Origin of the sequence: Chitinophaga sp. OAE865, assembly GCF_040546735.1 — a bacterium.
GTDB classification, from domain to species: Bacteria; Bacteroidota; Bacteroidia; order Chitinophagales; family Chitinophagaceae; genus Chitinophaga; species Chitinophaga polysaccharea_A.
In genome coordinates this window covers 1,210,642-1,226,330 of sequence record NZ_JBEPOF010000001.1, presented here as the reverse complement: position 1 = coordinate 1,226,330, position 15,689 = coordinate 1,210,642, and the positions used below count along the sequence as shown (strand labels likewise).

At 44.3% G+C, this 15,689-nt stretch carries 9 protein-coding genes; 8 read left to right on the top strand and 1 reads right to left on the bottom strand.

Translation table 11 applies throughout. The features are described from left to right. Positions 1 to 114: 114 nt before the first annotated feature. The 3 genes from ABIE50_RS05160 to ABIE50_RS05150 all read left to right on the top strand — a co-directional run bounded on the left by ABIE50_RS05160 (position 115) and on the right by ABIE50_RS05150 (position 7,137). Entirely contained in the window at positions 115 to 1,923 is a 1,809-nt protein-coding gene (locus ABIE50_RS05160) for a type VI secretion system Vgr family protein (protein WP_209855192.1), read from the top strand. A 211-nt stretch (positions 1,924 to 2,134) separates the two neighbouring features. Continuing rightward, positions 2,135 to 6,010: a PAAR-like protein gene (locus tag ABIE50_RS05155; protein ID WP_209855194.1), complete on the top strand. Its 3,876-nt coding sequence runs from the start codon at positions 2,135 to 2,137 to the stop codon at positions 6,008 to 6,010. Next, complete coding sequence (locus ABIE50_RS05150; protein WP_209855196.1) at positions 6,007 to 7,137, top strand: hypothetical protein; 1,131 nt, start codon at positions 6,007 to 6,009, stop codon at positions 7,135 to 7,137. Before ABIE50_RS05155 ends, ABIE50_RS05150 begins: the two co-directional genes overlap by 4 nt. Before the next feature lie 96 nt (positions 7,138 to 7,233). Here ABIE50_RS05150 and ABIE50_RS05145 read toward each other — a convergent pair whose 3' ends face one another. Beyond that, a complete protein-coding gene (locus ABIE50_RS05145; protein WP_260607446.1) occupies positions 7,234 to 7,875 on the bottom strand; it encodes a carboxypeptidase-like regulatory domain-containing protein in 642 nt (213 codons plus the stop codon). A gap of 251 nt (positions 7,876 to 8,126) precedes the next feature. Between ABIE50_RS05145 and prs the strand changes: the two genes are divergently transcribed. The 5 genes from prs (at position 8,127) to ABIE50_RS05120 (ending at position 15,616) form a co-directional block, all read left to right on the top strand. Further along, complete coding sequence (gene prs / locus ABIE50_RS05140) at positions 8,127 to 9,059, top strand: ribose-phosphate diphosphokinase (RefSeq protein ID WP_209855198.1); 933 nt, start codon at positions 8,127 to 8,129, stop codon at positions 9,057 to 9,059. A gap of 126 nt (positions 9,060 to 9,185) precedes the next feature. After that, positions 9,186 to 9,632, top strand: coding sequence for a GNAT family N-acetyltransferase (locus tag ABIE50_RS05135; protein ID WP_209855200.1), 447 nt, complete (start codon positions 9,186 to 9,188; stop codon positions 9,630 to 9,632). 133 nt (positions 9,633 to 9,765) lie between these two features. Then, positions 9,766 to 13,287 carry a SusC/RagA family TonB-linked outer membrane protein gene (locus ABIE50_RS05130; RefSeq protein WP_209855202.1) on the top strand — a complete coding sequence of 1,174 codons (3,522 nt, stop codon included), beginning with the start codon at positions 9,766 to 9,768 and terminating at the stop codon, positions 13,285 to 13,287. 11 nt (positions 13,288 to 13,298) lie between these two features. Then, entirely contained in the window at positions 13,299 to 14,789 is a 1,491-nt protein-coding gene (locus ABIE50_RS05125; protein WP_209855204.1) for a SusD/RagB family nutrient-binding outer membrane lipoprotein, read from the top strand. 110 nt (positions 14,790 to 14,899) lie between these two features. After that, a complete protein-coding gene (locus tag ABIE50_RS05120; protein ID WP_209855206.1) occupies positions 14,900 to 15,616 on the top strand; it encodes a DUF2490 domain-containing protein in 717 nt (238 codons plus the stop codon). Positions 15,617 to 15,689 lie beyond the last annotated feature (73 nt).

Genomic DNA, 15,689 nt, shown 5'->3' with positions numbered 1-15,689 from the left:
TTATCAATTAAAATTATTTACATAATTTAGTTTCAATGTTTGTTACCAACCATTAAGTTTCACGTTAACTTCTCACCAAAACTTATCCTCAACTCTTTTTTAATCTGTTTAGTCATGGCACTATACACGACAACTACTATATCAATAGAAGACCAGCAATTCACGCAATTTGACTTTCTGCATTTAAAACAATTTATAAAGCATCATCATGAATTTGAATTAGGCATAGGATACGGATGGCTATCCCGTTATGGCTCAAACGTTGTTACAGCAGGCAGCCGGTTGCTGGGGAAAGAGATCAGCATATGCATACAGCCGGTTGAACCGGCATTCAGCCCTTTGTTGTTTAATGGCATTATCACCGGTGTGAGCGCAGGAAAAGAAAGCAGTAACAACACCGGAAGCTGTATCATCCGGGGCAACAGCCCTACTATCTTGCTTTCAGGAAGTCCGCATATCCGGTCTTTTGAGCAGCAACCTTTATCCTCCATTGTAAATACCGTTATAAAAAACTGTTACCCGTTTGCAGTTGCGCCACAGGTAAATCCTTCTTTTACACAACCACTGGAATATATTGTACAATATAAGGAAACGGGGTTCGATTTTATTCGCCGTCTTTCGCAACGCTTTGGTGAACATTTCTTCTACAACGGGCAACAGATCATCTTCGGACATTACAGTCAGCAGAAAACGGATCTTGTATTCCTGGAAGACCTGGTTAATTTCCAGCTGAATACTGTTGTGCATCCTGTTCATCAAACCTTTCAGACATATAATTACAGCCTGCATAAGATACTGGAAGAAGATAGTCGCGGTGTTTCCTTACATCTTAATCCATATTCACAACATGCATTATCTGTGAGCCGGAAACTATTCCCCGGCAAAACAATCTTCAAAATCCCTTATGCCTCAACCGGCAACTCCACACTGACAGCATTTACACAGCGCTTTCACAAAAGCCGTATTGCAGCACTGGTTCGTATACACGGTAAAAGCCGGAATACCAGCCTGTGTATCGGAAATACTGTCAGTATTCACGGGCAACCGGATGCAGTGGAGAACCATGGTGAATTTATGCTTACAACACTGGCGCATTACTGCAATGGTAATGGCGATTATTATAATACGTTTGAAGGCATCCCCGCCGATACCGCCGTGCCGGTTATGGATTCTGAAAAATTTCCCCGATGCGGGGCACAAAGTGCAACCGTAACCGACAACAACGATCCTGAAGGGCTTGGGCGTATCAGGGTACGGTTTAACTGGCAGCAGGGCCATAGCCCATGGATCAGGCTCTGTCAGCCACATTCAGGAAGGAATAAAGGCTTTCACTTTATTCCTGAAATAAATGAAGAAGTATGGGTAGATTTTGAAGAAGGTAATCCCGAAGCGCCTTATGTTACCGGGTGTACTTATAACGGGAAAGCCTCAAGCGGTTTCGGGGATCCGCTAAACAACATCAAAGCAATTAAAACCCGCAGTGGACACCTGATCCGCCTTGATGATACAGATGGCAATGAAAACATTATCATTACAGATCAGGGAGGCAATACTATTATGATGGACACCCGGGGACAGCATATCTCACTTTCTGCCCCTGAAAAAATAAGCATTACCGCCAGAAATATCAATATCAATGCTGCTGAAAACATCAGCATTGATGCAGGAAACAACATAAATCACTCCGCAGGTATAGATATCCTTCAGCATGCCGGCAATTGCCTTTATCAGTACACTGTAAATGATTACCAGTTAACGGCAACCAATATCACCAAAATTGCCCTGGAAAATATAAACATCCAGGCCAGGGAAATAGAAAAACATGCAGAAGAAATAAATATCGACAGCTCCAGGGAAGATCTGCAGATCAGCTCGGGAAAGTCTGTTTGTATAAAGAGTACGGAGAAGTCAAAACTATTCTAAAATAACAGCTTATGCGTAACCCCATAGCAGGAGGCATACTGGTGATCTGTAAAAAATATACAGCATCCGGGAAAAGTATCCGCTGGCATAGCACAGGAAAACTGTTTCTTCATTCCGGAAAATCCGTAATCATAAATGGTAAACGGAATGGGATAAAATTCTATAAGGAGACGGTTATTCATAACCCTGAAAAATAAAACCTGTATCCTCAATGGCAGACAAACATTTTGTAGTGCATGGCGCTTTATGCACATGTAGTTTCGGTAGTACGCCCGGCAGGATGCTGGTGGCAGCACATGGTGAATACATGAACGATGGCAGTGGAAGCTCCAAACCGGTGGCCAGTTCAGCAGAAACCGGCAATCCATTCATGCCGGGGGCATTTGGCGCCTGCACGTTAACACGTACCACCTGTGTTCCCAATATTCTTCAATGGAAAAAAACATTACCGGGTATTATACTTTCCAATGGAGGGGAAATATTAACGGAACATAGTACCGCCCTTTGTGCGGTGTCAGGAAGTGCCTGCATCAGCATACTGCACCACGGACAAACAGCGTGTATTACCAACCACCACGTTTCCGGAAGTACAGCTGTTTCCATATCCGCGTTAGACCCGCTGGTCAATCAACAGCAATTAAACCAGAAGAATCCTGTTGTACGTGCCATTACTTTACGTATTGAGTGTCGTGATCAACCGGTAATATTCAACAGTGAAAAGCAAAAGGATAAGGTCGCTCCTGTACGGATCAATGAGCCCTTGCTGTTTGAAATTGAATGCAACAATAAACAGGTTTCTGCAGATGATTTAAAAATAAGATGGAGAATACTCCGGCAACAGGAATCCGGCGATAACTACACATGGGTTGAGTCGTTCGGATTTGAATTATTATTCTCATTCGATACATGCGGTAGCTACCGGGTAATGGCCTATGGCGAATCACAGGAGGAGGGTTCTATTTATATTGACCTGCATGCAGATAACAATAATCTTGAAAATGAATTTATTATTAATGGAGTAAACAGTAATCCCCGACACCTGAAATACCGAACTGCCGTTTGTGTTGAAGCTGTTTACAGGATTATGCCTCCTACCATAGCAGAAAGGGCCTTGGTATCAATGCAGGTAACTGATAACAACGGGAACATTGTTGCAATAGCTGACAGCGACAAAATCTGCTTTACTCCTGCTAATGTATCTGCTACCTACTTTGTTTCCGCCCGGATGGCAAACAACAAACCTGTTATTCAAAAACTTAGTACTAAAAAAGCAGGAGCTATATCTGTTATCAACAAGGAATCGACTCATATGATAAGGCCCCGGACAGATATGAATTTCCTTGTTTCGGAAATGATGCATCATACGCTTCCACCCGCCATGTTAACGGCTATTGAATGGTTGCTGAATGGCAAGCCGGTAGGCGCCGGGCCTTCCATCACACTGGATGGCCATATACATTTCAGTATTCCCGGGAAATACACTGTTGCAGCACGGGTAAGTGCCGGGGAAGAAGAATACTATACGACTGAGCAAAGCGCCTGGCATTTTGAAGTAAAAAATAATGAGGTGGTAAAGATACTGGTGGCAAACGGCAGCACCAACTGGATTACCGGGAAACAATACATTGTTACCGCACAAACCCTGATGGAATATAACGAAACACTGGATGGCCCTGTTTTCTGGGAACCTTATGGAGCGCGTTCCAATACAATATCAGATGTTTCCGCAACACAGGAAGGGACATTCACGATCAGTGCCCGTATTGGCAACCTAAAAAAATCCATAAACATAAATGCAGCAAAAGCTACCATAACCCGTTGGTGCTTTACGGATGAACAATGTATTTGTAAAGCATCTACAGGATGGCAGGAATTAATCCGGGTGGTGATCAGCAGTCCGGAAGCGGCTAACGAAAAAATACCATTACATCTGCTTCAGGTAAATCCTGCTAACCGTATATATTATGTAAAAAACCTCGGAATGCATACCTTTAATGCTGATGGGGGATTACAAATTGACATCGGCATGCACAGCCTGAAATCATTGCTAACTGATACCAGCTTTGAATGGAATACATTTCGCCTCCTGTTTGCAATTCCCCGTTATGCCAGCAACATCCTGTTTGCCGATATGAAAAACATCACCTGTGATGGAACAGAATATTGGATTCCTATAAATCAAAGTAATAAACGCACGGTGGAAAAGAGATTATATATCTCCATAAAGCCAGAAAGAAGGGTAGTGTCCGTACACTTTTACGATCAGCATAATAGTCCCGCTTATAGGGCATATAAATACGGAGAGCAATTCCGTATGCATGTTCAAACCATGAATCTTACCGGAAAGGAATTATTGTTCGGGATATGGGAAAACAGGTACCAGGAAAAGGACAAACATATTTTCAGCGATAAACTCCTGGTAAACGATTACGGAACAGCAAACGCACTGATAGACTCAAAGCGTTTGAAATCTGCTAACATACTGGAAAATGGGTTTCTCCGCTGCTTTTATGTAGTCATCAAATCCACATCTGAAAAATATTTCTATCCACATGAAATAGCAGATAAAAATATACTGACCCCGGATAACATTGGCTATTATCAACATATAAAGTTATCAGACTGGTTCAGCAAGTCAGATAACAGGTATTCCGGGACTAATGCCCCGGTAATACTCGGCGAGCCACTTGCCACCGGCGAACCGGATACCGGCTGCCCCAGGTGTAATGAACCGATTACTGCTGAACAACTGGCTAAAGTATTCCCTCATGCCGGGAGTACAGACCTGCAGGTAGTGGCTGCTACTTACAACAGGTTTATGGAATCAACCGGTATGAACACCTGCTGGAATAAAGCGCATTTCTTTGCCCAGGTGGCCATTGAATGCGGCGGTCGTTTGAACATTAAAGAGGGAGAAAGCTTTAATTGGTACTGGGAAGACCTGGCTAAAAATTTCCCTCCTTTCAGAACAGCAGAAGGAAAAATAAAAGCAAAAGAGTGGGGAAGGCAGATCCGAAAACCCGCCCATCCCGGGGTAACAAAAGAAAACCAACAGCGCATTGCTAATTATGTATATGGCCCCGGCGCGGTAAAAGGGAAAACATTAGGTAATACACAAGCAGGAGATGGATGGAAATTCCGGGGGCGCGGCCTTATACAACTCACCGGCAGAACCGCTTACGTTTATGCAAATAATTTTACCCGGAAAGAAAATGCAGATATTCTTCTTCACCCGGAGCTTGTGGCCACAGATATAAAAATAGCAGTGGTTTCCTCAATGGCCTTCTGGAAATGGAAAGGATTGGCATGCATTGCAAACGGCAATACGGAAGTAACCGCCAAAATAAGTAAGGCTGTAGGGCTGGATACTATTTCAAATGGCAAAAGTGCCCATGCAGAAAAAAAACATTTCTTTGAATCTAAATCATCAGTTTTATTCAGAACAAAAGACTGCAGGTATAAGAGCGTAGCTAATGATGCACCCAACAGGTATATCATTAAAACAGATAAATTCAGCTACGAACTCACAGAACAAAATGCTGCCTCCAATCAGTATAGGTACGACCTGTATAATACAGGTACGCATATTAAAACATTCCAGCTTCAAAAAAACAGCAGCGGCCTGCTGCCATTCCCTGAAACCGGCCCTAACTGGGGCAGATATGGCGATCGCGACGGAGGCGACGATAACTTTATAGCCCCGGACATTGCCGCCCCTTTGCTTGGATTCTTTTACTCACTTCCGGGGAATGGTTATAAGGATAAACTTTATTTTAATGATATCTCTGCCAGTGATAAAAGGAACCTGGGACATAAGGGACATATTCATGGTAATGATATTGACATCAGGTATCCCGGAAGCTCAAACAGGAAAGGATCTGTGTTGTGGACAGAAGCAAAATTGGCGTACGGCAGTGAACAGGAGTTTCTGAAGGTATTGGAGAACATACTCGGTATCGCCTGCAGATGGGGATTCAAAAACAATTTCGCCTATAATAAAAATATCAGTAATACGCTTGGCCTTTCTATCAGCAAACACCAAAATCATTTTCATATCGGTTTAAGAAAGAAAAATATTAAAAAATGAGCACAATCAATTTTGCAGGTATGGTAGCCTTCATGCTATTCAGCATAGGTTGTCAAAACATAAAGAAACCCAAACCGGAACAGCCAGTCGAAAAAAATGATACCGTCATCAAGAGAGAAAAAGAATACACAATGAACATAGAAGCCATTAAGCAGCATATGGAATGGCAAACCCATATAGAGGCAACAGAAGAAGGAATACCGGCAAGCTATAATTATTCAGAGAAGGATGTGAATATCGCATTACCTGTTATTGCGCAAGGTTTAAAAGATAAAGGATTCAGGCAACTCAAGGATAGCGCTTTCACCCAGGCACTGACAAATATATTTGGGAAAATATTCACCCATCAAACAAACAGGGTACGGTTTCATGATAAATATTATACCATTATCGAAGATGGGCAGGAAAAAGTGGATGAATACGATTACACTATTGAGAATATTTTTGTTTCAAAGGAATATAAATTCATATCATGGGTTCCTTTTCTGGCAGATTTCATTGAGCTTACGGGTAATCACAATTACAAAATTGATCTTCATCCAATATTGATCGCCCGCAACAAATACCTCTTCAACAACAGCCGCTCAGACCTCGCATATCTTCTCGCTGAAGATACCCTCTTCCTCAAAACGCTGGTCACATCATTTGGCTATACAAAAGAAGAAAAAATAAACACACTCGTAATGAATGATTACCGCGGCCTCGATGATGATCATATGCCAACAGTTGGGGAAATCATCTTTGTAAAAAATGCGGCAGGAGAACTGGAAATAAAGCAGGAGCTGCTGCAATGGATCATAGATCACACCCGCGCAGATGATCATGCCCTGCTTCAGGCACTGTCATACTATGCCTATGCTTTATACGATAACAGCAATAATGACATCTACACCCACAATCCTTTCAAAATATTTTCCCTGGATGAGAAAAGAAAAATTGCAGCCTATATTGCTGATATTTATGAACCGCTTCGTAATCAGCTAATGCCTCTTGATGCAGGAAAATGGCCGGCTTCAGGCGTACTGGAACATTTACTGGTAGAAGATAAAGGATTTGCCCACTTTCTTAAAGAGCATGATTATTTTTCATTACCGGCATTAAAACAGGAACTGGAGCCGGATAACTGAAAAAAGTATAAGCCATCTGAGAGGTATTTCTACGTGCAACACACATTATATGGAATCAAATAGCAACGCCGGGAACTTCCCGGCGTTGCTATTTGATTAAGGCTCTTTCTTCTGTACTTTCTGCTTCTGGTATTCTTCAAACGACTGCTTTATATAAAGTAACAGGTCATAGTCGGATGCTGAATTTAAAAACTGGTATCCTGGTCTGTACTTATACATAAAGGAATCAAGCTCCGGGCTCTGCAACTTGGTCATCCTTCCCACCAGTTCGGGAGAGTACCGGTAGTCAATGAACTTCTCCTTCTCCCAGTAAACCAGTTGCTCATGAAACTGCTCTTTTCTTTTACGCACCTTACTCGGCACTAGATAACTTAAAGCAGTGATAGGATTTGCCGGCAACGTTTTAAGTACATCCATTGCTCCGGGTTTTCGATAATCGAAATACCGGCCATATTCATCACGCATTGCCAGTGAGTCGTTTCTATAGTTTTTACCACGCACGTTTACCCCTTGCAGCTCAAACAATCGTTTCTGCAGATAAACATCCTGCGATGACGACATTCCCGGCACCAGCAGTAATTTCGGTGTATAGCTTAACATGGAAAATTCAAGTGTATCTCCGGGAACGGCCTCAATATAAAACCGGCCATTTTCATTACTTAATGTACCCGTCATGGTCCTCTTGTTAACAATAGAAACAAAAGGTAATCCCGTTTTGGTATCCTGATCCGCTACCATACCAGACAAACGCACCTGTGCGAAAGTTCCTTGCAGGTTAATGAAAAAGAAAAAAAACAGTGCTCCGATATATGCTGTAAAACGAATCATGAATATAGTAATCCTTCAAATTTAATGTTCCACCCGCAAATGAAAAGTTAAAAAACGGGGAAAATATGAGTGCTCAACGGCAAAATTATTAATTATCAACGTTATAAATATCCCTCCAATCACTTATTTTTACGGCTGTCACCTGTTATCTTGTAAAAGTCATGCCACAGAAAATCATCTTCGCAACCCAACATTATCAGTATTTGAAAGACAGGATCCTCTCTATTGCAGGCTCCGCCTGGGAAAATGGGGAATTAGATATCCGCGATTTTCCTGATGGGGAACATTATCACCGCATATTGAGTAATGTTAGCAACAAAGAAGTGATTTTGCTTGGAGGTACTATCGATGATAAAGAAACCCTGGAATTATATGACCTGGCCAGTGGTTGTATACAGCTGGGAGCATATTCCCTGACGATCATTATTCCATTCTTTGGGTATTCTACTATGGAACGCGCAGTAAAATATGGCGAAATTGTAAAGGCCAAAACACGCGCAGTACTGTTCTCATCGCTGCCCAATACCTCCCGGGGCAACAGGATAGTGATGATTGATCTGCATGTGGACGGTATTACCTGGTATTTTGAAAATGATGTTCGCCCGGTACATTTATATGCGAAAGAGTTTGTAATGAATACGGCCATGGAACTTGCAGCAGGAAAACCATTTGTACTGGCCAGCACCGATGCCGGCAGGGCAAAATGGGTGGAATCACTCGCCAACGACCTGCATGTACCAGCGGCATTCGCCTTTAAACGCCGCCTCTCCGGCGATGAAACAGCCATCACTGCTATCAGTGCCGATGTAAAAAATAAAACGGTGATCATCTATGATGATATGATCCGTACCGGTGGTTCTCTTATCCATGCAGCACAATCTTATCGTGATGCAGGCGCCGGAGATATCTTTGTGATCACCACCCATGGCATCTTTGCGGGAAATGGCTTTGAAAAAATTAAAAGCTCAGGGCTTATTAAAAAAGTGGTTTGTACCGATACCCACCCCGGCGCCATGGCCATCAAAGACCCCATGCTGCTCGTTAAATCAGTAGATCAGCTGATCTACAATTATTTTCAGTCACAACACTCCTGATTGCTGTTGGCAGGCTATTTGTCATCCAGACACTTGTGAACCATGTAGCGGTATGTGAACCATGTAGCAGTATTTCCTGCAAAATGAAATGGCATAATCTGCCATCCACAAATCTGACAAACATTTATGCTTGATTTTCGTATAATCGAATACGGTAGTTGCGACTACCATACCATGACTGACCTTCGTAGCGAAGTACTCCGGAAGCCGCTGGGGCTCACATTTTCGGCAGAACAACTACAGAAGGAGATGAACGACATCTTCATTGCGGGCTTTACTCAGCACAATGACCAGGAAACAATTGCAGGCTGCTGTATACTTACCCCTTTGAATGAAAACACCGTACAACTAAGGCAAATGGCGGTATCGCCCGGCTTTCAGGGAAAAGGTATCGGCAGAGAAATTGTAGTATTCGCGGAACAATATGCCCGTAGCAACGGCTTTGATGAATTAACCATGCACGCCCGGAAAGAAGCCACAGGGTTTTATCTTAAACTGGGCTACAAAATCTGTGGAGAAGAATTTACAGAGGTGGGCATTCCACACTACGAAATGAGGAAAAACCTGAAATAATTATTTTTTTGCTTCTGCAACCCATTGTAGAAGGCGTTTTGATTGTATTGTTATATTGATGGATAAGCAATGTAACAACAGACAGTATAGGAATCCTGTCAAAAAATTTTGTAACCAAATCTTTCATAATACGATGAGAAGCCATGTACTAGCCTGGTCGGGGCTGTGCTATGCCTTTTTCTGCTATACCTCCAGCAGCGCATACGCAAAACCCGAAGGGTATCTCACAGCAAAACAGCTGCAAGCTGATACCACCGTTCCGGTAGTGATTAAACCCGCTGCTGCTGATTCCAGTGTTAAACCTAAACAGGATACCACTGTTCCGGTAGTGATCAAACCTGCTGCATCCGACTCCACTGTTAAACCTAAACAGGATACTTCCAAACCAGTTGCTGATACCACAAAACCCGTAGCTAAACCCAAAGAGGATACCGCACTCATCCTCCCACCGGACTCCGCTACCGCGAAAAGCGAAGTAGGAAAATTCCAGCTTTCAGGAACAGTGAAAGATGATAAAGGCACTCCCATTCCCGGAGCCATTATCCGTAACAAAACAACTAAACTGAATGCACAGGCAGATCCAACCGGTCAATACAGCATCAAGGCTGCCATACGTGATACTATACTCGTTACCGCCCCTACCTTTGGCGAACAGTCCATTCCGGTGGAAAAAAGAGGAGAGCTAAATGTTACACTGGTTCCCTCCAACGCTACTAAGAAAGTACTGGGAGAAGTAGTGGTTACCGCCCTCGGTATTAAAAAGAATCCCCGCTCTGTAGGTTATGCCATACAGGAAGTAAGCGGTAACGCTGTACAGGAGGCAAAAGAAGTAAACTTTGTAAACGCCCTCACAGGAAAAGTTCCCGGTGTGCAGATCAGCTCCAATACCGGTTCCATGGGCGGCGCCAGCAAAATTACCATCCGTGGGGTGAAATCCATCCTGGGCGATAATAACGCCTTCTTTGTACTGGACGGTGTACCAATGATGAACAACGTCACCAATGATCCCGGTCAGCAAAATGGCGGCGGTGGTTATGACTACGGTAGCCCAATGCAGGATATCAACCCGGAAGACATTGAAAATATCTCCGTTCTCAAAGGGGCAGCCGCAACCGCCCTCTACGGAAGCCGCGGAGCTAACGGCGTTCTCCAGATAACCACTAAAAAACGCCCGGATACTGAAAAAGGGATCGGGGTTACTTATAGCCTCAATGCCCAGATAGACCAGGTAGCCGTACTGCCAAAGTACCAGAATATGTATGGCGGCGGTAATGCAGGTAAATTCGATACCCTGTATTACAACGAGCATCCCGAAGGCTTCCTTAATGAACAAAGCGCTACTTATGATGATAACAATGGTAAAGGCCGTTACGACCTGATGCCGCAATACGCTGTAGACGAATCATGGGGACCAAAACTGAACGGACAAATCATCCGCCCTTACTGGTCATGGGATAAAAATAAAAATAACCCGTATTTCGGTCAAACCGACACCTGGTCGCCTCACCCGAATAATGTGAAAGACTTCTACAAAACAGGTTTTACACTCACAAATAATATCTCCATGGCAGGCAGCGATGATAAAGGAAGCTTCCGCCTGTCGTACGGTAATATGGATCAAACCTTCGTACTTCCCAATGCTACCAACAAAAGAAATAATCTCTCATTCAATGGTAGCTATGAGCTCACAAAAGGAGTAAAAGCCGTGGCCTCCATGAACTATACTTCCTTAAACGTGAAAGGCCGGCCTGGCACAGGTTTTACCGGACCCAACCCTACCTTGCAGTTCACCATGTACGGTCAGCGCCAGCTGGATATAGAAAAAGAAAAAAGATATAAATACGATGATGGTTCACAGATTACATGGAACCGCCGCGCCTGGGACGATCCAAGCATCTCCTCCAGTAACGGCCCTTATTGGAACCGTTATATGGACTATGAAACAGATAGCCGTAACAGGCTCTTTGGATCTGCAGGACTGGATATAGACGCTACAAAATGGCTTTCCTTCTCCGGCCGCGTTTTCATGGATGATTACAACACACTCGAAGAAGAAAGAACTGCAAAAGATTATCTGGTAGGCGGATATATCAAACGTGTAAGAAGCAACCGCGAAATGAACTATCAGTTAACAGCGGACATCAAGAAAGATTTTGGTAAAGACTTCCAGCTGAATGCCACCGTAGGGGGAAATGTGATGCACCGGAAATGGACCGTTACCGGCGGTATAGCCCAGGGAGGCCTGATCACCAAAGGTGTTTATAACCTTGCTAACTCTGTACAACCTGCACAGTCAATTGATCAGTACTACGAAAAACAGATCAACTCCGTTTTTGCCACTGCTAACCTCGGCTATAAGAACCTCCTGTTCCTCGACCTCACCGGCCGTAGCGACTGGTCTTCCACCCTGGTAAAAGGCAATAACCAGTACTTCTATCCATCTGCTTCCCTTTCCTTCGTATTCTCCGATCTGCTGAAAGAATGGAAATGGCTGACATTTGGTAAATTAAGAGGAAGCGTTGCTGCTGTGGGTAATGATGCCGATCCATACAGGATCTATAACACATATGATTTCATCCCGCCTTTCGGCAGTAACCCGGTTACACAGTTCTCTCCAACTTTATTCAACGAAGACCTGAAACCGGAACGTACTACCGAAGTGGAAACAGGAGTGGAATTAAAATTCCTGGACAGCCGTATCGGTGTTGACTTCACTTATTACAGACGTGTCACCAAAGATCAGATCATCACACTGGCACTGCCAACAGCTACCGGCTTCACCGGTGCCTATGTGAATGGCGGAAGCGTGGAAAACAAGGGTATTGAAATAGGTCTGAACCTGAACCCCATCCGCCTGAAAAATGGCTTCCGCTGGGATATCAGCGCCAACCTCGCCCGCAACCGTAATAAGGTACTGAACCTGGATATTGCACAGTACAATACTTCACTGGACTTCCTGACTATCGGCACCGACCGCCGTACACAGAAAGTGTCTGTAGTAGGCCAGGTGGGTGAACCACTGGGAACCATCCGCGGTACCGACTACACCTACCTCAACGGCCAGAAAGTAGTAGATGCGCTCGGTCGTTATGTGCCCAGCGAAATCAAACCTATCGGTAACGCATATCCTGACTATGTAGGCGGTGTTACAAACACATTTACATTCAAAGGAATTTACCTGTCGGCGCTGGTTGACTTCCAGCACGGGGGCGATTTCTTCTCCTACACTAACCTGTACGGAAATAAATCCGGTTTGCTGGAATCTACCGTAGAAAACGGCATTCGTGAAAATGGTATCATTGTTCCCGGTGTTACCGCCGATGGACATGCCAATACTACGAAGATCAGCGCCCAGGATCACTTCAACTACAACGGTGGAAACGTGATCAGCAAGGCCAATCTTTATGATGCCAGCTATATCTACCTGAGAGAAGCCAAAATAGGTTATAACCTGCCGGAATCATGGTATAAGAAGATAGGCGCACAGGCTGCACGTATTTCCCTTTACGGACGTAACCTGTGGCTGATCAAATCCAATGCACCAAATGTGGATCCGTCCAACATCCTCAACTCTGCATCTAACGTACAGGGTATTGAAGGTGGTGCACTGCCATCACTCCGGTCTTATGGATTAAACCTGAATGTATCATTCTAAATTTTGTGAAGATGACTAAAAAGATTCTTAAATATAGCAGCATCCTGTTCCTGTTGGTTTCTCTGGTGGTAACCAGCTGTAAAAAGCTGGATGATATGAACCGTGATCCAACCAAACCAACCACCGCGGCGCCGGCAAACCTGCTCACCGGCGCTCAGAAAAGCACCATGGACATGCTTTACAGCGGGTTACAAAATGGCTTCATTGCCATGAACTATGCACAATACTGGACAGGCAACTCCAGGACCAATGATAGCCAGTTCAATCTCGATGAAGGTAATAACGCCGCTTTCTGGAATACACTGTACAGGATATCCCTGCACAACCTCGACGACCTGGTGAAACAAAACAATGCCAACCCGGGGCTTCCGGGCGTGGTAAATCAAAACGCTATTGCAAAAATCACCAGCGCCTGGATATACCAGATCCTGGCAGATACCTACGGGAATATTCCATACTCACAAAGCTTCCAGGGTAGCAGCAACATTACCCCTCAATATGACGACGCCCAAACCATTTATAACTCCCTGCTCGATACCCTGCAGGCACAAATAAATATACTGGACTCGTCACAGGTAAGCTTTGAAACCGGGGATATCATTTATAACGGAGATGTGATAAAATGGAAAAAACTGGCAAATTCACTGATGCTCAGGTTAGCTATCCGTATGGCAGATGCAAATCCGACAAAAGCCAAACAGGTGATCGAAGCACATTACAAAGACGCCCTCAGCAATAACCAGGATAATGCACAGTTCCAGTACCTGGATGCTGCTCCAAATAAATTTCCTTATAATGAATCCGAACGCGCTATCATCGACTTTTCTGTAACCTCCACCCTGGTAGATTATATGAAAAGTGTAAATGATCCGCGCCTCGGTATCTATGCCCGCCCTTCAAAAGATGATGACACTATCAAAGGCCTGACATACGGCTCTGCTGCCTCTGATCCGGACCGGCTTTCAGAAGGGCACTACTCCTTCCCCGGCACACAGATCTATAAATCCACCATGCCGGGTATCCTGATGGCCTACTCGGAAGTGGAATTTATCCTGGCCGAAGCCGCTGCAAGAGGCATGAGCGTAGGCGATGATGCCGCTACACATTATGCAAAAGGTATCACCGCTTCTATCAACTACTGGCGCACGCTCACCAACAATACAGACATTACAGACGCTACTATTGAGGCATATATTGCAAAAGTGCCTTACGTAGCGGGCGACTGGAGAAATGTGATAGGCACCCAGAAATGGTTAGCGCTTTATCCACAAGGCTTCCAGGCATGGTTTGAAAGAACCAGGCTGCATTTCAGCAAACCAGGTGGCCAGCCACTGTTCATCGCTCCCAAATCCGGCTCCCTGGATCCCAGCGTAACAATGGTTCCTTACCGGTTAACTTATCTGCAGTCCGAACAGACCCAGAACAAAGCCAGCTACGAAAAAGCAGCTTCGGCCATCGGTGGCGATAAAAAAGGCACCAAACTGTGGTATAATAAATATTGATACAACAATCAACTATAGCTAAACAACAATCTACCGGCGCCTGCATCTGCAGGCGCTTTCTTTTTTTTATACTGATTTATTTATCTTTAGCCCCACCTATATTAGCAATTATGAGGAAAGTACTGTTAGCAATGGCCCTGCTGGCTATTGTACATTTTGTGTCCGCACAGGAAACAACGCATGCCTACCAGAACTGGTATACCTATTTTGGTACTATGAAAATTAACAGCAAATGGGCGGTGCCTTTCGACGTACAGTTACGTATCAGGGATGGCATCAGCAATAAAGGACAACTGCTCATGCGTGGAGGATTGCAATATTCCGTTAACAAACAGGATCATATTTTACTGGGCTATTCCTTTATTCCCACCTACAATAATACAAGCAATACCTGGCTGCCGGAACACCGCATCTTCGAACAATATATCCATAAGGCAAAAAAACTGGATATGACACACCGGGTACGACTGGAACAACGCTGGGTTTCACAACCATCGGCACCGGGAGATCCGCATGCGATCGGTAACTGGAAGTATGGCAACCGTGCCCGCTACTTCAATCGCACACAACTCCCTGTCCTTCATAAAAAAGCAGCTACCCCGTTTTATGTGGCCTTACAGGATGAGATCTTTCTGAACCTGTGGGGAAACGACATCAGTAACCTGCTGTTCGATCAAAACCGCTTCCTCCTTGCCTTTGGATACCAGTTCAATGCAAACCTCAAAGCAGACATCGGCTACATGAACCAGTTAGTACAGGTTACCTCCGGAGCTAAAACCATGAATCATATCCTGCACTTCAGCGTATTCCAGAACATCAACCTGTAATTTCAACAGGGTTGTGAATATTCCGGGGAGATGAAAAACGAAATATCCATTTCCCGGAATATTCAGAATATCA